Raw genomic sequence first — 20868 nt, forward strand, 5'->3', positions numbered from 1 at the left:
TTCTGACGAAGGAAGAATCTCTTTGACAACCAATTATATGAGATTCTTCACTGCATTTCATTTCATTCAGAATGACACTTTTGAGACAACCTCCTTTGTTTATGTTTTAAGATGGGCTGATTATTTCCCGTTTTCGCGCATAGCCCGGATCAATCGATCCGTTCTTTTTTCAGCTCTGGCATTGTTTAAAGATAAAACGGCCCATATTGCAGCAGGAAGCCATCCGATTAAAGTAATCTGTAAAATCAGACAAATGATTCCTGTAATAATTTTTCCACGAACCATAAAAGACAGAAAGGGAAGTAAAATGGCTAATAGCATAGTTGAAAATTTTAGTCAGAGCAAATTACGAATTAATTATTAGTATAAATACCCGTTGTGCATTCTGATATTTTAATGTCAGTTCGGAGTAAAGTGGTTTTGAAGTCGGGAGCTGGAAGCTGGAAGTAATGAAAGCCATAAAGAATAAAGATTCATCTTTTTTATTGGCCTTAAGGCAAAAATTAATGATGCTATAGGCTATCAATCATTATAACTCAAAGTAACTTCCAGCTTCCAGTCCTTTTACTCGATTTCCTTACCTCGACTCAGTTAATTTTAGCTCAAAATGCGGTAGGATAAATATGAAATGATAAGTTTAATATAAAAGGCCTCTGAAGTTCCAGAGGCCATTATGAGATTTTAGTTGATCAAAATTATTTTACTGAGATTAATGCTCTCATTGTCTTATCTGTATTCATAGGCTCTCCCTGCGGAATCTGATGATGAAGATAATTGAAAAGCAAACTGGTTACCCACTTATTTTCAATAGCCTGGATATAATAAGAACAGATGAGTCCAAAATCATCAGAAATATAAGCAGATAATTCAGATGACCCTGTAGCCCTGAAGGTAGATATAAAAATCTCTTTTCGAATATCATGAATCTGATCTTCTATTTCAGAATTAATCTCTTTTTCTTCAATACTCTGATAAGCATCCATCCATGCTTCTGAAAATTCTGATGAATCTCTGTTGTCTAAGATAATGTCAATTTTTTCAGAATCAATATGAGAGAGATTTGTTTTTAATGACTCATTAAAAACAGAAGCGAGTGTATTGAGATCTTCCTTCATATCCTATCCAAATGCTCTTTTTAATAAACTCTCCACTTTCGGTTCACTGCCTCTGAAATTTTTATACAATTCCATAGGGTCTTTGGTTCCTCCTGAAGAAAGAAGTACTTTATATTTGGCAGCAATTTCAGGATTGAATATTCCGTTTTCTTTAAAATATTGGAAGGCATCCGCATCCAGTACTTCCGCCCATTTATAAGAATAATATCCTGCAGAATACCCGCCTTGGAAAATATGGGAGAAGCTTGGGCTCATCGCAGTTTCAGGATTAATAGGATAAAGAGTAGTTGCTTTTGTGTATTGATCTTCAAAGTCTTTTATACTTTCATTTTTCAATTCATCTACTTTAGTGTGGTAGTTCATATCCAAAAGACCGAAACCTAATTGTCTTAAGGTTTGATATCCTTCCATGAAATTTTTTGACTGTTCGATTTTTTCAATTTTTTCGTCAGGAAGTACTTCACCTGTTTTATAATGTTTAGCAAAAGTTTTTAAGAATTCAGGCTCATAGCAGAAGTTTTCCAGAAACTGAGAAGGAAGTTCTACAAAATCCCATTTTACTGAAGTTCCGGAAAGAGTAGGGTATTGTGTGTTGGCCATCATCCCGTGAAGAGCATGTCCGAATTCATGGAACAAGGTTGTCACTTCCTGGAAGGTTAATAAACTAGGTGTATCTTTTGTCGGTTTGCTGAAATTACATACAATAGAAATATGCGGACGTGAATTTTCACCATTCAGTTGATATTGATTTTTATAGCTGGTCATCCATGCGCCGGCTCTTTTCCCTTTTCTTGGAAAATAATCAACATATAGCAATGCTTTGTAGCTGCCAGTCTGAGCGGAGTCGAAGGCTTCCTTTACTTCATATACTTTTACCTCTTCATGATATTTAGGGATATCATTTCTTTCCTCAAAAGTTAATCCGAAAAGTTCTCCTGCTAATCCAAATACGGCATCCTGTACCTGGTTTAAAGGGAAATAGGGTTTCAGCTCTTCATCGTTGAGGTCAAATTTTTGTTTACGTAATTTTTCAGCATAAAAAGCATGATCGTAGCTTTGCATTTCATCTATTCCATCCGCTTTAGCCAAAGATTTCAATTCTTCAATTTCTTTGTCTGCATAAGGTTTTGCTTTTGTTAAAAGTTCATTTAAAAAGTCAAACACTTTTACCGGAGACTTAGCCATTCTTTCTTCAAGAACAAAATCCGCATAATTTTTATACCCTAGAAGCTCTGCTTTTTGTTGCTTTAAATTCAAAAGTTCTTTGATGAGGTTTTGGTTGTCGAATTCACCATCATCAAAAGATTTTTTACCGTTGGCTAGTGCCAGTTCTTTTCTTAATTCACGATTTTCAGCATACGTCATGAAGGGAATGTAGCTCGGATATTGTAATGTAATTACCCATCCGTCAAGATTTCTTTCTTTAGCTTCTTCAGCATATTGATCCATGATCGCTTCCGGAATTCCTGCCAAATCTTCTTTATTGGTAATATGCTTGAAATAAGCATTGGTAGAAGCAAGTACATTCTGTCCAAACTGTAACGATTTTACAGAAAGATCCATGCTGATCTTTTTTAATTTTTCTTTGTCTTCCTCATTCAATAAAGCACCACTTCTTACAAAGCCTTTATAGGTCTCGTTCAAAAGCATTTTTTGTTCCTCATTAAGATTGTACTTTTCTTTTTCATCATATACTTTTTTGATTTTGTTGAAAAGTGCTTCGTTTTGGGAAATTTTTGAAGAATATTCTGTTAAAATAGGAGAAACTTCCTGTGCAATCTGTTGAATTTCATCACTGGTTTCAGCCGAATTTAAATTGAAAAATATATTGGAAACCACATCCAGTTGCTCTCCTGAATAAGCCAATGCTTCAATCACATTTTCAAAAGTGGGCTCTTCCGGATTGTTAACAATAGCATTGATTTCTTCTTCCGATTGTTGAATAAGCTCTTTAAAAGCCGGAAGATAATCTTCATTTTTAATAGAAGTAAATGGAGCAGAATGATATGGGGTGTTAAATTTTTCTGTTAAAATATTCATTTTTCAAATTTTAATTAAAAGTAAATGTAATAATTCATGGGAAAATCCCAGCTGAAATGCACAAAAATAATGCCTGAATGAGAAGTATGACAAAAATACATTATCTTTAATTTATCTTGTCATAGGAGAAGCAGAAGTGAATGAAGAATATTTAATTTTGAAAACAGATAAAACATTATTAAAATAAATAACTTTAAATAATTTGACTATGAGAACACTCTTAAAAATTATCGGAATAATCATCTTGTTGATTGCCGTGTATGCTGTGATTGCAGTACTTTTCTTTAGCAAAGATTATCATTATGAAAAATCAATTACCATTAATGCCCCAAAAGAAAAAGTATGGACGTATGTTGGCTCTTTAAAAGGATATAATGCATGGGATCCTTTTTCAAAAGCAGATAAGAATATTGTTATTACCTATTCCGGAGATGGAGATAAAATTGGAGATTCTTATCATTGGAAAGGAGATAAAAATGTAGGAGAGGGAGAGCAAACCATTACCGGAATTGTTCCGAACGAAAAAATGACCACAAAACTTCATTTCATACAACCTTTTGAAGGAGATGCTAAAGCAACTTTCGTCGTAGCACCTGAAGGGAATACCACAAAAGTAACCTGGATGATCGATAACGAGTTAAATGCTATGATGAAGATTATGAAACCCATGATGAATGGAAATATGGATAAAATGTTTGGTCAGGGACTTGAAGATTTGAAAAAGCTTTCTGAAAAATAAAGGAATATATTTTTTCAAAATACATGAATCCATTTTGGAACTAAAAATATGGACTGTCTTAAAAGTAAGACGGTCTTTTTTATTTTAATAATTATTTTGATACTGTGACAAAATGGTATTAATTATGTATTTTCTTATTAAATAAGATTAATCTATATTTATTGAAGTGATAATCGCTTTTGTGCCAAAAAGATTAATTATTATTTTAAAACTATTACCTTTATATTAAAGAATCGATTTATGGAGAAGATTGTATTTGAAAAAAGTGATATCAGAGATTTTGTAAAAGCTACCATTGCTGAGAAAATTGAAAAACTTAAAAATTTTATTGAATTTACCCTGGAAGCTAGTCGTGATATCAAAAAGACTCCCAAATATGACAGCATGCGAGAAGAAATGCAGGAGGAAATTTATCAGATGCAAAGACAACTTGGAGCTTTAAATGATTTGAGAAGAAACATGGCCAAAGTTCTTAATACTGCTACAGAACGAGTTCAGCTTGGTTCTTTGGTTATTACGAATAAAGCCCGTTTTTATGTTTCGGTTTCATTAGGAGAGTTCTTTTTTGAAGGAGATCGGTTCTACGCTATTTCTCCTGAAAGTCCAATGGCGAAAAAAATGATGGGAATGAAACCCGGAGATGAATTCACATTAAATAAAATTCATCAAAAAATAGTGGAGGTTTTGTAGAGAGAAGCTTGATTGTATGTATTGATGATGGGAAAATGAATTCAGGAGATCTGAAACAAAAATGACTGAACTTGTAACGCCTAACCAATGGTCAGCAACTAATACCCATAAACTTTCCATCAATACATGAAATTTGAAAAACTAAGAACCAGTAAATTCAATCACTGGGTAATCATCCATCTCCGTTATCTTGTAGGGTTTGCATTTTTCCCTTCAGGGTTGGTAAAGCTCATGGGGAATAGATTCACAAGAATTTCGACGGATAATCCAATTGGATATTTCTTTGAAGCATTATACCAATCCGGATTTTATTGGAATTTCCTGGGATTGGCACAGATCTCTGCAGGAATTTTACTGATGACACAACGCTATGCTACACTTGGAGCATTAATGTTTTTAGCAATATTAACCAATATCTGGATCATCACAATAAGCCTTTCATTCAAAGGAACCTGGATAATAACGTCTCTAATGATGATCGCTGTTCTTGTATTGCTGATCTGGGACAAACATAAGCTGCTTCCAATTTTTAATTACAATAAAACAAGTATAATAAAAGAATATCCTGATCCTGCATTAGTCTGGATCATTACAGGAATTGTATATGCCGTAAGTTGTATTGCTTTGTACATGCTTGATCCTGTAAAAGGAAATACATATGAGAAATGGTTCAGTGTAATATTGGGTGCAGGTATTTTGCTGACTTTTGTTTTTAGTAATTATAAAGCATATAAAAATCGTAAGCAGGTACTAAGTCCTTAATCAAATTATATAGTTTTTGTGATCAAAACAGGTAATGTTTTATCATGAAAATTTTTGAAAACTTCAATGATTTTAAATAGAACAGATTGAATTCCATGTTGTAAATTTGCAGGTATGAATACAGCAGAAGTTTTAAAAGAAATCATAGAGCAAAGAAGAAGTATTTTCCCAAAAGATTATACAGATGCCGAAATTTCTCAGGAGGTTCTTGATGAAATTTTACATTCGGCAACATTAGCTCCTAATCATAAACGTACAAAGCCTTGGCGTTTTAAAATATTCAAAGGTGAGGAGAAAGCAAAACTGGCTTCAGAAATGCAGGCTATTTATAAAGCAACTCAGCCTGAGCAGGTTTTTCTGGAAAAAAAATATAATGATATTGGTTTCAAAATAAATAAAGCTGACATTGTTGTTTCCATTGTTGTTAATTTTAGCGGAATGGTTCCTGAATGGGAGGAAATTGCAGCAACATCAATGGCTGTACAGAATATGTATCTGACTTGTACTGCCAATAATATAGGTTGCTATTGGAGTTCCCCGAAGATTGTTGACTATTTGAAAGAGTCTTTAACCATTGAAGAAAATCAGAAGTGTCTGGGGCTTTTCTATATGGGAAAACTAGACTAATAGCCCTGATCGAGCGGCCTGTCTGAGCTCTTTTTCTTTGCAAAAGAAAAAAGCGAGTAGCGAGAGCAGGTTCCCGGCTCCTGAGAAAAATAATTGAATTTCACAAAACTTTTTACTTGGAGCTTTTTACTTCAAACTTTTTTACTATCTTTGCACTCTTAAATATTTAACTGGGACGAGTTCCCGTAAAATTCAAACATTATGTCAGTAAAAATCAGATTACAAAGACACGGTAAAAAAGGAAAACCTTTCTTCCACATCGTGGTTGCAGATTCTAGAGCTAGAAGAGATGGTAGATTCATCGAGAAACTAGGAACTTACAACCCAATTACTAATCCAGCAACTATCGAGTTGAACGTTGATTCTGCTGTACAGTGGTTAAACAACGGTGCTCAGCCTACTGATACTGCTAGAGCTATTTTATCTTACAAAGGTGCTCTTTACAAAAAACACTTACAAGGTGGTGTAGCTAAAGGTGCTTTTGATGAAGCTGAAGCTGAAAAAAGATTCAATGCTTGGGTAGAAGCTAAAGATGCTAAAGTACAAGGAAAAGTAGATGGTTTAGCTACTGCGAAAGCTGACGCTAAAAAAGCTGCTTTAGAAGCTGAAGTAAAAGTAAACGAAGCTAGAATCGCTGCTGTTGCTCAGGCTGAAGCTGATGCTAAAGCTGCTGAAGAGGCTGCAAATGCACCTGCTGAAGAAGTTACTGAAGCTACAGAAGGAGAAGCTCCAGCTGCTGAAACTGAAGAAAACACTGAAGCTTAAGAACAAACCCTGTTATGCGTAAAGAAGATTGCTATTTTTTAGGTAAAATCACACGCAGACATGGACTTGCGGGTAACGTAATCCTTAAATTGGATACCGATCAACCCGAGCTTTACAATAAATTGGAATCAATATTCGTTGAAATCAACGGATTATTGGTTCCATTTTTTATTGAAAAATCATCATGGAGCAAACTCGATGCTCTGAATCTTGCCTTCAAAAACTCTTCTGAGGCAATGGTAGACCAGGTTTTAGGTAAAAGTGTTTACCTTCCGCTGGCTTCTCTTCCAAAACTTACAGGCAAACAATTTTATTACCACGAAATCATCGGATTTGAAATTTTTGATGAAAATAATAACAATTGTGGAGTGATCAGATCTGTAAACGATCAGACGGCACAAGTATATTTCATTACCAATCTGGATGGAAAAGAGGTGGTAATCCCTATGATCAAAGACTGGATTCTTGAAGTGAACAGAGAAGAAAGAACAATCAAGATGAATCTTCCTGAAGGACTTATTGATGTTTTTCTGGTTCCTTCGAAGAAAGATGAGTGATTTTCCAATAAGCAATAAGCTTTTGACCTATATTGTTTTTACACTAATCTTTTCCTGACCTCTTCAACCTGATCATACATCTTATTAAAGAATATTTTCCTCTCCCGATTTCCGGATTCATTCAATGATCTTGAGTTTTTGATTTGATGTTCAAAATAACTCAGAGAATCCTCACAGGTTATTTTATCATTTGTCATCATATATCCAAACATACTGAAAGGAACAAAAAAAGAGCATTGTTGTTCGTTTTTAAATAAAATACTGTTGTTTAAAATAACCATATCGTTCACGTAAATCTGAAAATTTTCCTTTTCCGCGGTTTTGTTTTCAAGTTTTGAAAGGAGATTCTTCAGGTCTTCAAGAATCAGATCGGAATCATCTTTTTTTAATAGACCCATCTCAGCGTAAAAAGAAATTTGCCTCAAAGCACTCATAATGGTAGTGTCATTCCAGATTTCAGTCACATTTTGCTTATCATACAGATCTTTTAGCATTTCATTTTTTATGGAGTGGTATTCCATATTAAATTCACGAAATGGACTTAAGAACTTATCTTGATTTAAAAGATTCATCCAGACATAGAATTTAAAACGGGATAAAATAGAATCCGAAATGGTATAGAAAAAAGGTATATCCTTGGCAGAATAAAATACTTTGGAATGATTGATATTCTGAAAAATATTCAGAATTTTAAGCGAGTTTTCAAAATAGTTGAGCAGATCTTCGGTAGTTTTTACAGGTTGTGTTCTTTTAACCACCAGCTGGTTTTCTGTGCCCAGAAACTGATCCAGAGAAATCTGATAATATTTAGCAAGTTCCAAGGCTTCCTCAAAACTGAATTTTGCCTTTAATGAAGTCCTTCTATGTGCGGCATCATAACTGATGTTAAGAATATTAGCAATCTCATCATTTAAAGACCTTTCACCAATTTTTTTACGGATTTCTTTTAATAAAGCTTCCTGATGCATGATTTGTGATTTTCACAAATGTAATATTTTTTTTAATTTTTTTTCGCATTTGAGATTGATGTTCCTACTGATAATTTTGAAATATAATTTTAAAATCATGAGTTATGAAAACACAATTTTTAATACCAATTATTTTATTCAGTAGTCTGACTTATGCATCTGATACTTTAAAAGGTGATTCTTTAAGGCCAAAATTCATTGCGGGATCTCCTTCAAAGAATGTTAGAAATGTCAATGGAATTCTGTTTAAATATTATGATGAAGAAGAAAACTTTACTCCTAAAAAAGTTAACGGGCTTGGAATGGGGTTCAACTTTCTAGGTATTTTTCTTCCACCATTAATGCTTTTTAACTTGCCATCAATAAAAGGATGGAATTTTGATGATGACTATGCCATTATCTGCCCGGAAAAAATGAACAAAATTAATGGTGTTCAGTTATCTCTCATCAATATGGAACCTACAGTTACCAATGGTTTGGAAATGAATGTTTCCAGTAACATCAGTACTTATGCAGTTACTAATGGAGTTTCTGTTTCTCCGTTTTTTAATCTGCATCATGAAATGAATGGAGTTTCTGTGGCGCCTTTGGCTAATGTCGGGCAGAAATGCAGAGGGCTTCAGATCGGTTTATATAATAAATGTCAGAATTTTCGGGGAATACAAATTGGAGGATGGAATGAAAATGGGAAAAGAAAACTGCCTTTGATTAATTGGAATTTTAAAGGCGATAAAATACCCGAAGGTCAAATCATAAAAAAGAAGGTAGATTAACGGTCTCTATTTCTGTTTTTTATTTATTTTAAGTAATTTTTTGTAAGTGGTTTGTTTTTAATTATTTAATGTGTGTTTATTCATGGATTTATATCTATAAATTCATAAATCTATAGAGCATTCTCTTGTACAATCACCCTCCTTTACTGCATCTTTGCTTCAGGTAAAAACACAGTACTTATAATTTTGAAAGTGTACAATACAAAATTGTAAATACAAAACTAAGAGTCTCAGTTGCTCTAATTAATAACCATGGAAACGATAAATTAAACTAGAGATGAATTGAGGGGAAATCAGGAGTCTTAATTATTTAAACACAACAAAAAAGTTCATTTGTAATAGTAAATTTTCACTTTAAAACTAATAACCATTTTTATAAAAGTAAAATTATTTCGCAAAATCTGAAGATTTTTATCTCTTCTCTTCACAAGTGAAAAAGTATATTACAGAACAAATTTTCTTTACATGGAATAGATATGGAAAATCCACTTTAGAAATAAAGTGAGAATAACAGATTAAAAGAAGATTTTTGGAACAGAATGCTTAAATATCAGATAAGTGATTTTTAAAGACGGCGTAACCATTAAGTTGCGCTGTTTTTTTTTGTAACTTTGCCAACATTAATTTTTATACGAAAAATTTATCATCAACAAATGAAAAAGCAAACGATCAAAGAAATCCTGAAGGATTACAAGAAAGTATTACATCATGACATTACAGTTTACGGTTGGGTAAGATCATTCCGTGCTAATCGCTTTATTGCGCTTAATGATGGTTCTACGATTAATAATTTGCAGATAGTTGTTGATTTCGAAAATTTTGATGAAGAGCTTATCAAAAATATCAGTACAGCTTCTTCTCTTAAAGTAATTGGTGAAGTAGTGGAAAGCCAGGGAGCAGGACAATCTGTAGAAATTGTTGCTAAAAAGATCATTATTTTAGGTGATAACTTTACAGAAGAGCTTCAAAGCACGATTCTGCAGCCTAAAAAGCATAGCTTGGAAAAACTTCGTGAACAGGCGCACTTGAGATTCAGAACGAATTTATTTGGAGCTGTTTTCAGAGTACGTCACGCAGTGAGTTTTGCTGTGCATTCTTTCTTCAACCAAAACCAATTCTTCTATATTAACACGCCGGTAATTACAGGAGCTGATGCTGAAGGAGCAGGAGAGATGTTTGGAGTAACGAACTTCGACCTGAACAATATGCCAAGAACCGAAGAAGGTGAAATTGATTTTACACAGGATTTCTTTGGAAAAAAGACCAACCTTACCGTTTCAGGACAGCTTGAAGGAGAAACTGCGGCAATGGGATTAGGTAGAATCTATACATTCGGGCCTACTTTCCGTGCTGAAAATTCAAATACAACAAGACACCTTGCAGAATTCTGGATGATTGAGCCTGAAGTTGCTTTCAACAACCTTGAAGACAACATCGACCTTGCAGAAGACTTCTTAAAATATGTAATTCAGTATGTACTGGATAACTGTAAGGATGATCTTGATTTCTTAGATAAGCGTTTTGCTGAAGAGCAGAAAACAAAACCTGAAAAAGAAAGAGCGAAAGAAGGTCTTATCGAAAAACTTCAGAATGTGGTATCTAAACGTTTCAAGCGCGTAAGTTATACAGAAGCTATCGAGATTTTATTGAATTCAAAAGAGAATAAAAAAGGAAAATTTGTTTATCCTGTTGAAAAATGGGGAACTGATCTTCAGTCTGAGCACGAGAGATATTTGGTTGAAAAACACTTTGAAAGCCCGGTAGTATTATTCGACTATCCAAAAGAGATCAAAGCGTTCTATATGAAGTTGAATGAAGACAACAAGACTGTTGCTGCAATGGATGTCCTTTTCCCTGGAATCGGTGAGATTATCGGAGGTTCAGAAAGAGAGGCAAGATTAGATGTATTGAAACAAAAAATGGCAGATATGCATGTAGATGAGCACGAACTTTGGTGGTACCTTGATACCAGAAAATTCGGTTCTGTACCTCATGCAGGTTTTGGTTTAGGATTGGAAAGACTGGTTCTTTTCGTAACAGGAATGACAAACATCAGAGATGTGATTCCTTTTCCAAGAACGCCGAAAAGTGCTGAATTCTAGAATAATAAAAAAAGCCTTAATCAGAAAGATAAGGCTTTTTTTATTTTTTAATAGTTTATTATATAGAGGCTATAATGCAAAAATCATGCTAAATGTGTTTTTTTATCAAATAAATTTATTAAATTCGTAGAATATGTTATGTTAAAACGCCAATATTAATATGCTTAAACAACACTTACAACTCAAATTAGGACAGAAACTGGCCCCTCAACAGATCCAGTTGATGAAGCTTATTCAGCTTCATACTCTTGAATTTGAAGAAGAGTTGGAGAGGGAGTTGGAAGAAAATCCTGCCTTGGAAATTGTAAAGGAGGATTCTAAAGAAGATGATTATTCTTCTTTAGAAGATGCTTATCAGGATGAAGGTACCGAAAGTATTGAAACAGATTTCGATGTCAATGAATATATTTATGATGACGAACCAAGTTATAAAACTGCATCCAGCAACTATTCTCCGGACGACGAAGAATTTGATAATGAAAGTCTTTTAACAGAAGGACAATCACTATATGATTACCTTATGGAGCAGATTCATTTGGTGAATATCAATGATGAAGATCTTAAGATTGCAGAATACCTTATCGGAAACTTAGATACTGACGGTTATTTGAGAAGAGAGATCAAATCTATTGTTGATGATCTGGCTTTCTCACAGGGAATTTATACCACGAGAGAAAAAGTGGAGGATATCCTTGAAAACTATGTTCAGAAACTGGATCCATCCGGGGTGGGAGCAAGAGGATTGCAGGAATGTCTATTGCTGCAAATAGAAAAAAAAGTAAGTTCGGATAAAGCAGTTTCTTTGGCTGCTAATATTCTGAGATATCAGTTTGATGCCTTAACGAATAAGCACTATAATAAGATCATTCAGAAGTATGATATTGAAGAAGATGATCTGAAGGATGCGTTGGATGAAATTTCAAAATTATCACCAAAAGTAGGAGGAAATTTTGATACCCAGACCATTACAATTAATCAGGAAATTATTCCGGATTTTGTAATTCAGGTAAAAGACGGACAGGTTATTCCTATGCTGAATAGCAAAAATGCACCTACTTTAAGAGTTTCCGAAGAGTATAAAGATATTCTTACAACGTACTCTCATGATAAAAATTCATCTGAACATAAACAGGCCGCTTTATTTATCAAACAAAAGCTGGATGCTGCTAAGTGGTATATTGATGCGATCAATCAGCGCCAAAATACTTTATTGCAGACTATTACGGCTATTGTGAAGTTTCAGAAAGATTATTTCATCACAGGAGATGAGAAGTCCTTGAAACCAATGATCTTAAAAGATGTTGCAGATATTACAGGGTTTGATATTTCCACTATTTCAAGGGTCGTAAAAAGTAAATATGCTGACACACCAAACGGAATTGTATACCTTAAAGATTTATTCTCAGATAGTTTAACAAATGATGACGGTGAGGAGGTGTCTACCAAAGAGATTAAGACTCATCTTCAGGAAGTGATCAGTAAAGAGAATAAGAGAAAACCATTGACGGATGATGCTTTAGTGGTTATTCTAAAAGAACAAGGATATAATATTGCCAGAAGAACAATTGCAAAATATCGTGAACAGCTCAATATTCCGGTAGCCAGATTAAGGAAAGAACTTTAAAATATAAAAAAGCATTTCAATTTGAAATGCTTTTTTGTTTGTATAAGTATTATTGAAAGCTATGTCGTTTGTGGGTGATCATTCTCTTACAACCACCCCGTCAAAAATTCTTTGAATTTTTGCCACCCCTCCAGTGGATGGGAATGTATACTTTTGATAGTAATATTTGTGAAAGATTGAGCAGTATATTATTTTAAATAAATCAGTCTGGGTTCCTATCGGAATGACAATATTTGTATGTATCACATTATTGAATAATGCCAATTGCTTTTTGTCATTCCGGTAGGAATCTAAATATAGTATTTCAAATTCTTTTGTTATAAGAAAATCATAGATTTTCAAGAACTTAAATGCCAAAAAAATGATTTAAGCGAAGTTCTCCTCTTAATGCTTTTAAAGTCTTATTAAATTTTAATGGTAAACATTAAGCTTTATAAGTCTCTAATCCTAGTTCTTTCATGGAGATTTCTCTCATTTCCACCTTTCTTATTTTTCCGGAAATGGTCATCGGAAATTCGTCCACAAATTTCCAGTATTTCGGAACTTTATAATGAGCAATTTTTCCCTTACAATAATCCAGTAGTTCCTGTTCTGTAATCGTAAATCCTTTTCTTACTTTTACCCATGCCATAACTTCTTCTCCGAATTTTTCGCTGGGTACTCCAATGATCTGAACATCCAGAATGTTGGTATATGTGTATAAAAAATCTTCAATTTCCTTTGGAGAAATATTTTCTCCCCCACGAATAATCAGATCTTTAATTCTTCCAGAAATGGTAATATATCCGTCTTTATCCATTACAGCCATGTCTCCTGTATGCATCCATCGGGCATCATCTAATACCTTTTTAGTGTTTTCAGGATCGTTCCAGTATTTTAGCATAACGGAATAACCTCTTGTGCAAAGCTCACCATGCTCTCCTCGTTTCAATATCCTTCCATTTTCATCGATGATTTTTATTTCAAGATGATCTTGTATGGTTCCTACAGTACTCACTTGTTTTTCCAATGGAGTTCCAATCAGAGTTTGTGTGGAAACGGGTGAGGTTTCCGTCATTCCATAGCAAATGCTCATTTCTTTAATATTCATCAGATTTTCTACCTTTTTCATGATCTCGGGTGGACAGACAGAGCCTGCCATTACCCCGGTTCTCAGGCTTGAAAAATCATAAGTGTCAAAATCTTTCACGGCTAGTTCTGCGATAAACATGGTAGGAACCCCATATAATGAAGTGCATTTTTCGTCGGAAACCGTTTTTAAGGTAATATCAGGATCAAAACTGTCATTGGGAATCACCATGCATGCTCCGTGAGAGGTACAGCAAATATTTCCAATGACCATTCCAAAACAGTGATAGAAAGGAACCGGAATGCAGACACGGTCTTTTTCAGTATATTTTAGTCTTATACCAATAAAATACCCATTGTTTAATATGTTGTGATGAGAAAGGGTTACTCCTTTTGGAAAACCTGTAGTTCCTGAAGTGTATTGAATGTTAACCGGATCATCAAACTGAACATGCTCTTCAAAACTGTGAAGTACTTCATCTGAAATTTCCTGTCCATTGTTGACAAAATGTTCCCAGTTATCATCAAAGAAAATTTCATGTTCGAGAGAAGGGCATACTTCTTTAGCATACTCCACCATTTCTTTGTAGTTACTTGTTTTAAAGCTTAAAGAGGAAAACATAAACCGGATTTCAGACTGATTGATCACATAAGTAAGCTCATGAGTCCGGTATGCCGGATTAATATTCACTAAAATGGTTCCTATTCTTGCTGTGGCATATTGCAAAAGTACCCATTCATAGCGGTTTGAAGACCAAATTCCGATACGATCTCCGGCTTTGGCTCCTAAAAAAATTAAGGCTTTTGAAATAGCGGTCGTTTGATTATAAAACTCCTGATAAGTAGCTCTGTAATTTTGATGAACACAGATTAATGCTTCCTGATGAGGATATTTTTCGACTGTATTTTTAAGGTTTGCTCCGATAGTCTGTCCCAATAATGGAACCTCGGAAGTTCCATATACATAAGATAAAGGCATAGTTTAAGATTTGGTTCAATAAAATTAATGAAATATCTTTAACTATAATCTATGGATATTAATTTTCCTGTAATTCGATTTCTTTAAGTTGCTTTAAATTTTTATCCAGTTTCTTAATAATGCTTCCGTATACTAATCTGTAATAAAGCCAAATCATGGATACGGCAAGTAGAGTGCTTACAACAATTCCAACAATAATAATGGTTAAATTGGAGCTCGTAGGTTGTATATTTTGAGAATTTAAAGTATAAAATATAAATGCAATGAGTACAAAAGTAAATGCAACCAGCAATACAATGCTGATAAGGATAAATGCATTAACGGTTCTTTTGAACTTAATGATTCTTGTAATGAAGCCTTTAAGGTTTTCTTCAATTTTTATTTTGCGGTAATTTTGATAAAACTTTAATACGAAATAGGCGGTGATTATTAAACTTAGGATTTTTATTGCTAAATAAACATGTCCGAAATTGTTTTCTACTTCAGGTGCTTCCTGTGCTCCTAATCTTTCCAATACGTTACGGAAACTGTCAGATTCTTCTTCCTGAAAGAAGTAAAATAATCCCAAAACAGAAAAGAATAAGAATTCTACAACACTGATCCAGAAAATATATTTTACATAATTACGCGACTTTCGATTCAACATCTGAAGAATCTCAAAGTTGTCGTATTTTGGCTGAACAGGTTGCTCCTGCCATGTTTTCTTAAAATTATCTAAATCAAATTCAGGCATATTTTTCCATCTGTTCTTTAAGGGTTTTCTTTAATCTGTTCATTTTTACACGTGCATTAACTTCGGTGATCCCAAGGTTTTCTGCAATATCCTTGTAAGGCAGATCGTCAAGATACATCATGACAATGGCTCTTTCTACATTAGGAAGAGTCTTGATTACAGTATATAAAAGCGATACCTGTTGTTGTTTTTCATCATCATCTTCCACGAAATCTCTGTGGTTGATGTCCAGTTCATTAGTAGGAAGGCTTTTGCTTTTTTTTCTAAAAAGAGTAATCGCTGTATTGAGTGCTACTCGATACATCCAGGTAGAAATTTTGGAATTTCCTTTAAAAGAATCATAGCTTCTCCAAAGTTGTAAAACAATCTCCTGGAAAAGATCTTCTTCATCTTCAAGAGAATTGGTATATAGACGCGACACTTTAATAATCAATCCTTGATTATCTTTAATAAGTTGTGCGAATTCTTTTTCTCTGGAAGTCATAGATATATAATGGCACGAAGATAATAATAATGTGGTAATTGATGAAAATTATAATAGCAAAATGGCTAAGAAAGCTAAAATGGTTGAAGACCGGAAAATAGAAAGGGTGAATTTATTCTTTAATTCTTCAGCTTTCTTCGTGTATACCTCCTTTTCATATGAAATTTCCGTATCTTTGCACCCGCGAGAAGATCGGCTTGTTGATTTCCCGTTTTTGCGGGAGGTAGGAAAGTCCGGACACCATAGAGCAGCAAAGCGGATAACATCCGTCACCCGTGAGGGTAGGACAAGTGCAACAGAAAGCAGGTACAGTTCGGCTGTAGTGAAACCAGGTAAACTCTTTGCGGTGCAATGGTAAGTATATCGGTTCTTTCCAGCAATGGGAATAGGGGCGGCTCGTCCTGAAAACCGAGGGGTAATCAGCTCAAGTCTTGCAGCAATGTAGGACGTAGATAAATAACAGGCACTTCTTCGGAAGTACAAAATCCGGCTTATAGATTTTCTCGTGATTTTTCTTACTGAAGAATATCTATTCAATTTAAAAAAATAAGCAGAGACTTTTCTCTGCTTATTTTTTATGTCACACAGTTCTCAGCTACTGATAATCTTTTTGAATAGAATTTTACTCGTTTTCAAGTACTTTTCTGGCATCTGAGAGTCCTTTCTTCTCTTTATCAGAAAGCTTAGGATATTTAAGATTCATTTTTTCCAAAGTATCGATGATGATCTGAATAGCAGCAGTTCTGGCGAACCATTTATTATCAGCGGGAAGTACGTACCATGGTGCATAATCTTCAGATGTTTCATTAATGGCTGTTTCATAGGCTTTCATATACTGGTCAAATAAAGCCCTTTCAGGAAGGTCACCTGTTGAAAATTTCCAGTTTTTATCGGGTTCATTAATTCTGTCTAACAATCTTTTCTTTTGTTCATCTTTAGATACATGCAGAAAGATTTTGATAATAGTTGTTCCATTTTGAGCAAGATGTTTTTCAAAATTTCGGATACTTTCATACCTGTTTTCCCAAAACTTATTATTAAAATCCTTTACGGAAGACCAGGTCTTTTCACTTAAATTATATTCAGGATGTACTTTACATACCAAAACACTTTCATAATGTGAGCGGTTAAAAATTCCAATCATTCCCTTTTGAGGCAAAGCCAGATAATGTCTCCATAGAAAATCGTGAGTATATTCTTTAGAGCTTGGAGTTTTAAAGCTGGTTACATTGCATCCTTGTGGGTTTACTCCTCCAAAAACATGTTCTATCATGCTGTCTTTTCCGGCAGCATCCATTGCCTGAAGTACTACTAAAAGAGATTTACTTCCGTCTGCATAAAGCCTTTCCTGCAATTCACGAAGTTTTTCTTTCTCTTTGATTAATAATTGGGCACCTTCCTCTTTGGTAAGCTTTCCCTTATAGGCTGTTGGTGTTTTTTTAATTGAAAATTTTCCATTTATCCGGAAATCATTTGTGAAATTGGTATCCATATATTTTTTTAATATCTAATTTATTTCATCTAATATGATATAAATGTAATAAAAAAACCGTCTCGAAGGAGACGGTTCTTTTTATTTTTTGAGTAGAGCTTACTTCGCAGCAGCTTTTTTAGCTAGTTTAGCAGCTTTTTTCTCAGCTTTTTCAGCAGCTTTTTGTTCTGCAGGAGTTAATACTTTTGCTTCAGGAGCGTTAGCATCTACATTACCTTTAATGTAAATTACGCTTCTGTTGTTTGCAGGGTCGTTAGAATATACTTCAATCATTTTGTTGAAACTTCCGTTAAGAGCAGTGTTGTATCCAACTTTGATCTTAGCAGATTTTCCTGGCATGATCGGATCCTGGCTGAATTCTGGTGTCGTACATCCACAAGAAGGCTTCACGTTTGAAATGATCAAAGGTTTATCACCGGTGTTTGTTACTGTAAAGAATCTTGTACCATCAGCGTTAGGTTTAATAGTACCGTAGTCGAAAGTAGTTTTATCAAACGTAATAGTTTGTGCAGATGCTAGGGCAAATGTTCCGAATAATGCAATTCCTGCGATTAATTTCTTCATATTCTTGAATGTTAATATGTTTGTTAGATAAATTTTGTGAAACAAAGTTAAAAATTATTTTAATTCATGCTTAAAATTTTTTTTCTTTAGACTATTTTTGCAAATTGTAAGCCAAGAAATAGAATTTATGCAGATTTCAGAAAAATATAATCCACAGGAAACAGAACAAAAATGGTACAATTACTGGTTGGAAAATAAATATTTCCATTCAGAGCCTAATGACAAACCACCCTATACCGTGGTAATTCCTCCGCCAAACGTTACGGGGATTTTACACATGGGACATATGTTGAATAATACCATTCAAGATGTTCTGGTCCGTCGTGCAAGAATGCGCGGTTTTAACGCTTGTTGGATTCCGGGAACGGATCACGCTTCAATTGCTACTGAAGCTAAGGTTGTTGCTAAATTGAAGTCTGAAGGAGTCAATAAATCAGATATTACTCGTGAGCAATTCCTGGAGCATGCCTGGGAATGGACTAATAAATATGGAGGTACCATCCTTGAGCAGCTTAAAAAATTAGGATGTTCATGTGATTGGGATAGAACCCGTTTCACGATGGAAGAGAAACTTTCCCAACAGGTTATCAAAAGCTTTGTAGATCTTTATAATAAAGGGTTGATCTATAGAGGTTACAGGATGGTAAACTGGGACCCTGAAGCCAAGACCAATATTTCAGATGAAGAGGTAATCTTTAAGGAGCAAAACGGGAAATTATATTTCCTTAAATATAAAATTGAAGGTTCCGAAGAATTTCTTTCAGTGGCAACAACACGTCCTGAAACTATTTTTGGGGATACTGCAGTTTGTATCAACCCTAATGATGAGAGATATGCTCACTTAAAAGGTAAAAATGTTATCGTACCCATCGTAGACAGAATAATCCCAATTATTGAGGATGAATATGTTGACATTGAGTTTGGAACTGGGGCGCTGAAAATAACTCCGGCACATGATATCAATGATTACGAAATCGGACAAAAACATCAGTTGAAGATGATTGATGCTTTGGATGATGACGGAAACCTTAACGAACATGGCCTACATTATGCGGGGAAAAACAGATTTGATGTAAGAAAACAAATCGCCAAAGAATTAGAAGAAAAAGATCTTTTACTAAAAGCAGAAGATTACGTAAATAAAGTAGGAACATCAGAAAGAACAGGTGCTGTCATTGAACCGAAAATTTCAGTACAATGGTTCCTGAAAATGTCTGAAATTGCTAAGCCGGCATTGGATGTAGTAATGGATGACGAAGTAAAGTTCTATCCTGAGAAGTTTAAAAATACGTATAAGCACTGGATGGAAAACATCCGTGACTGGAATATTTCCCGCCAACTTTGGTGGGGACAACAAATCCCTGCGTATTATTACGGTGCCGGAGATGAAGATTTTGTAGTAGCTGAAACCAAAGAAGAAGCTTTAGAATTGGCAAAACAAAAAACAGGAAATCAGGAGCTGACTATTGAGGGTCTTAGACAAGATGATGATGCATTAGATACCTGGTTCTCTTCATGGTTATGGCCAATGTCTGTATTTGATGGATTACTTGATCCTGAAAATAAAGATATCAACTATTACTATCCGACTTCTGATCTGGTTACAGGTCCGGATATTATTTTCTTCTGGGTAGCCAGAATGATTATGGCAGGATTGGAATACAGAAAAGAAGTTCCATTTAAAAATGTTTATTTTACAGGAATTGTAAGAGATAAGCAGAGAAGAAAGATGTCAAAATCTTTAGGGAATTCTCCGGATCCTCTTGAATTGATGGACAAATACGGTGCAGATGGAGTTCGTGTAGGAATTTTATTGAGTTCAGCAGCAGGAAATGACCTTCTTTTTGATGAAGATCTAATGCTTCAGGGAAGAAATTTCATGACGAAGATCTGGAATGCTTTCCGTTTGATCAATATGTGGAGTCATGAAGATAAACCGGCTAATTCAACAGAAAATCAGACTATAGAATGGTTTGAAAATAAATTGAATAAAACGGTTGCTGAAATCAACGATCAGTTTGAGAAATTCAGAATTTCTGATGCGCTGCATTTGATTTATAAATTAATTTGGGACGATTTTTGCGGATGGTATCTTGAGGCCATTAAACCGAACTATGGCGAAGGTATTTCTAAGGAGGTTTATAATAAAACAATTTATTTCTTTGAAGAATTGATGAAGTTACTTCATCCTTTCATGCCTTTCTTAACGGAAGAATTATGGCAGACTATTTCGGAAAGGAATATTGATGAAGCTTTAGTTATTGCCCAGCAAAGAACAGAAGATGCGTTTGATGAAACGATCATTAAAAACTTTGAAACTGCAGCAGAATTAATTTCAGGAGTTAGAAATTATCGCCAGACAAAAGGAATTTCACCAAGAGAAGCGGCTGAAATCTATACCAATGCTTCTGAATTTGCCAATGAAGCGGTAGTAAGAAAATTAGCAAATGTTTCTGAAATCCATTTTGGACAGAAAACAGACAAGCCAAGTTTTACTTTCCTGGTAGGAGCTACTGAAGTTTCAATTCCTTTAAGTGAAAACTTAGATTTAGGAGAAGAAAAAGCTAAAACTGAAGAAGAATTAAAGTACCTAAAAGGATTCTTAATTTCAGTTGATAAAAAACTTTCCAACGAAAAGTTTGTTGCCAATGCAAAACCTGAAATTGTTGAGGTAGAGCGTAAGAAGCAAAAAGATGCTCTTGACAAAATTGCTATTTTGGAAGAAAAGTTGAAAAGTTTGTAGTTTTAAAATATAGACAATTAAGTTGTCGAAAGTCGGGCTGGGT

Annotated in this window: 19 protein-coding genes and 1 other RNA gene; 11 read left to right on the top strand and 9 right to left on the bottom strand. The window is 34.4% G+C overall.

Annotation, left to right across the window (positions count from 1 at the left end; genetic code table 11):
- Positions 1 to 120: 120 nt before the first annotated feature.
- From CW752_RS10050 to CW752_RS10060, 3 genes are all read right to left on the bottom strand, one after another.
- The gene (locus CW752_RS10050; protein ID WP_101239575.1) at positions 121 to 321 is read right to left on the bottom strand and encodes a YqaE/Pmp3 family membrane protein; all 201 of its coding nucleotides are present in this window, start codon (positions 319 to 321) and stop codon (positions 121 to 123) included.
- Positions 322 to 695: 374 nt separating this feature from the next.
- Complete coding sequence (locus CW752_RS10055) at positions 696 to 1115, bottom strand: hypothetical protein (protein ID WP_101239576.1); 420 nt, start codon at positions 1113 to 1115, stop codon at positions 696 to 698.
- Positions 1116 to 1118: 3 nt separating this feature from the next.
- Positions 1119 to 3155: a M3 family metallopeptidase gene (locus CW752_RS10060; protein WP_101239577.1), complete on the bottom strand. Its 2037-nt coding sequence runs from the start codon at positions 3153 to 3155 to the stop codon at positions 1119 to 1121.
- 208 nt (positions 3156 to 3363) lie between these two features.
- On the opposite strand from CW752_RS10060, the gene CW752_RS10065 reads away from it, so the two are divergent.
- The 6 genes from CW752_RS10065 (at position 3364) to rimM (ending at position 7295) form a co-directional block, all read left to right on the top strand.
- On the top strand, positions 3364 to 3894 hold the full coding sequence (locus tag CW752_RS10065) for an SRPBCC family protein (RefSeq protein WP_101239578.1): 531 nt from the start codon (positions 3364 to 3366) through the stop codon (positions 3892 to 3894).
- A gap of 240 nt (positions 3895 to 4134) precedes the next feature.
- Positions 4135 to 4584 carry a hypothetical protein gene (locus CW752_RS10070; protein WP_101239579.1) on the top strand — a complete coding sequence of 150 codons (450 nt, stop codon included), beginning with the start codon at positions 4135 to 4137 and terminating at the stop codon, positions 4582 to 4584.
- Positions 4585 to 4710: 126 nt separating this feature from the next.
- A complete protein-coding gene (locus tag CW752_RS10075; protein WP_101239580.1) occupies positions 4711 to 5346 on the top strand; it encodes a DoxX family membrane protein in 636 nt (211 codons plus the stop codon).
- 114 nt (positions 5347 to 5460) lie between these two features.
- Complete coding sequence (locus tag CW752_RS10080; RefSeq protein WP_101239581.1) at positions 5461 to 5973, top strand: nitroreductase; 513 nt, start codon at positions 5461 to 5463, stop codon at positions 5971 to 5973.
- 201 nt (positions 5974 to 6174) lie between these two features.
- Positions 6175 to 6738, top strand: coding sequence for a 30S ribosomal protein S16 (locus CW752_RS10085; protein WP_101239582.1), 564 nt, complete (start codon positions 6175 to 6177; stop codon positions 6736 to 6738).
- Positions 6739 to 6752: 14 nt separating this feature from the next.
- Positions 6753 to 7295: a ribosome maturation factor RimM gene (gene rimM, locus CW752_RS10090; RefSeq protein WP_101239583.1), complete on the top strand. Its 543-nt coding sequence runs from the start codon at positions 6753 to 6755 to the stop codon at positions 7293 to 7295.
- A 38-nt stretch (positions 7296 to 7333) separates the two neighbouring features.
- Here rimM and CW752_RS10095 read toward each other — a convergent pair whose 3' ends face one another.
- Positions 7334 to 8263, bottom strand: coding sequence for a helix-turn-helix domain-containing protein (locus CW752_RS10095; protein WP_101239584.1), 930 nt, complete (start codon positions 8261 to 8263; stop codon positions 7334 to 7336).
- Positions 8264 to 8367: 104 nt separating this feature from the next.
- Between CW752_RS10095 and CW752_RS10100 the strand changes: the two genes are divergently transcribed.
- The 3 genes from CW752_RS10100 to rpoN all read left to right on the top strand — a co-directional run bounded on the left by CW752_RS10100 (position 8368) and on the right by rpoN (position 12762).
- Entirely contained in the window at positions 8368 to 9036 is a 669-nt protein-coding gene (locus CW752_RS10100) for a hypothetical protein (RefSeq protein ID WP_101239585.1), read from the top strand.
- 653 nt (positions 9037 to 9689) lie between these two features.
- Positions 9690 to 11138, top strand: a complete 1449-nt coding sequence (gene asnS, locus CW752_RS10105; RefSeq protein WP_101239586.1) for an asparagine--tRNA ligase — start codon at positions 9690 to 9692, stop codon at positions 11136 to 11138.
- Positions 11139 to 11298: 160 nt separating this feature from the next.
- Positions 11299 to 12762 (top strand): RNA polymerase factor sigma-54, encoded by a 1464-nt coding sequence (rpoN, locus tag CW752_RS10110; RefSeq protein WP_101239587.1) that lies wholly within the window; start codon positions 11299 to 11301, stop codon positions 12760 to 12762.
- A gap of 424 nt (positions 12763 to 13186) precedes the next feature.
- On the opposite strand, the gene CW752_RS10120 is transcribed toward rpoN, so the two are convergent.
- The 3 genes from CW752_RS10120 to CW752_RS10130 are packed head-to-tail and all read right to left on the bottom strand — an operon-like array spanning position 13187 to position 16026.
- Positions 13187 to 14809 carry an AMP-binding protein gene (locus CW752_RS10120; protein ID WP_101239589.1) on the bottom strand — a complete coding sequence of 541 codons (1623 nt, stop codon included), beginning with the start codon at positions 14807 to 14809 and terminating at the stop codon, positions 13187 to 13189.
- A 58-nt stretch (positions 14810 to 14867) separates the two neighbouring features.
- Positions 14868 to 15542 carry a beta-carotene 15,15'-monooxygenase gene (locus CW752_RS10125; RefSeq protein WP_101239590.1) on the bottom strand — a complete coding sequence of 225 codons (675 nt, stop codon included), beginning with the start codon at positions 15540 to 15542 and terminating at the stop codon, positions 14868 to 14870.
- A complete protein-coding gene (locus tag CW752_RS10130; RefSeq protein WP_101239591.1) occupies positions 15535 to 16026 on the bottom strand; it encodes an RNA polymerase sigma factor in 492 nt (163 codons plus the stop codon). Before CW752_RS10130 ends, CW752_RS10125 begins: the two co-directional genes overlap by 8 nt.
- A gap of 184 nt (positions 16027 to 16210) precedes the next feature.
- Between CW752_RS10130 and rnpB the strand changes: the two genes are divergently transcribed.
- Positions 16211 to 16536: RNase P RNA component class A (rnpB, locus tag CW752_RS10135), an RNA gene on the top strand.
- Positions 16537 to 16648: 112 nt separating this feature from the next.
- Here the strand turns inward: rnpB and CW752_RS10140 are convergent.
- Positions 16649 to 17518 carry a polyphosphate kinase 2 family protein gene (locus CW752_RS10140; protein ID WP_101239592.1) on the bottom strand — a complete coding sequence of 290 codons (870 nt, stop codon included), beginning with the start codon at positions 17516 to 17518 and terminating at the stop codon, positions 16649 to 16651.
- A 99-nt stretch (positions 17519 to 17617) separates the two neighbouring features.
- Positions 17618 to 18082 (bottom strand): DUF1573 domain-containing protein, encoded by a 465-nt coding sequence (locus CW752_RS10145; RefSeq protein ID WP_101239593.1) that lies wholly within the window; start codon positions 18080 to 18082, stop codon positions 17618 to 17620.
- Between the two features lie 127 nt (positions 18083 to 18209).
- Between CW752_RS10145 and CW752_RS10150 the strand changes: the two genes are divergently transcribed.
- Entirely contained in the window at positions 18210 to 20825 is a 2616-nt protein-coding gene (locus CW752_RS10150) for a valine--tRNA ligase (RefSeq protein ID WP_101239594.1), read from the top strand.
- The last annotated feature ends 43 nt before the right edge of the window (positions 20826 to 20868 follow it).

This window comes from Chryseobacterium sp. PMSZPI (assembly GCF_002835665.1).
Lineage (GTDB): Bacteria > Bacteroidota > Bacteroidia > Flavobacteriales > Weeksellaceae > Chryseobacterium.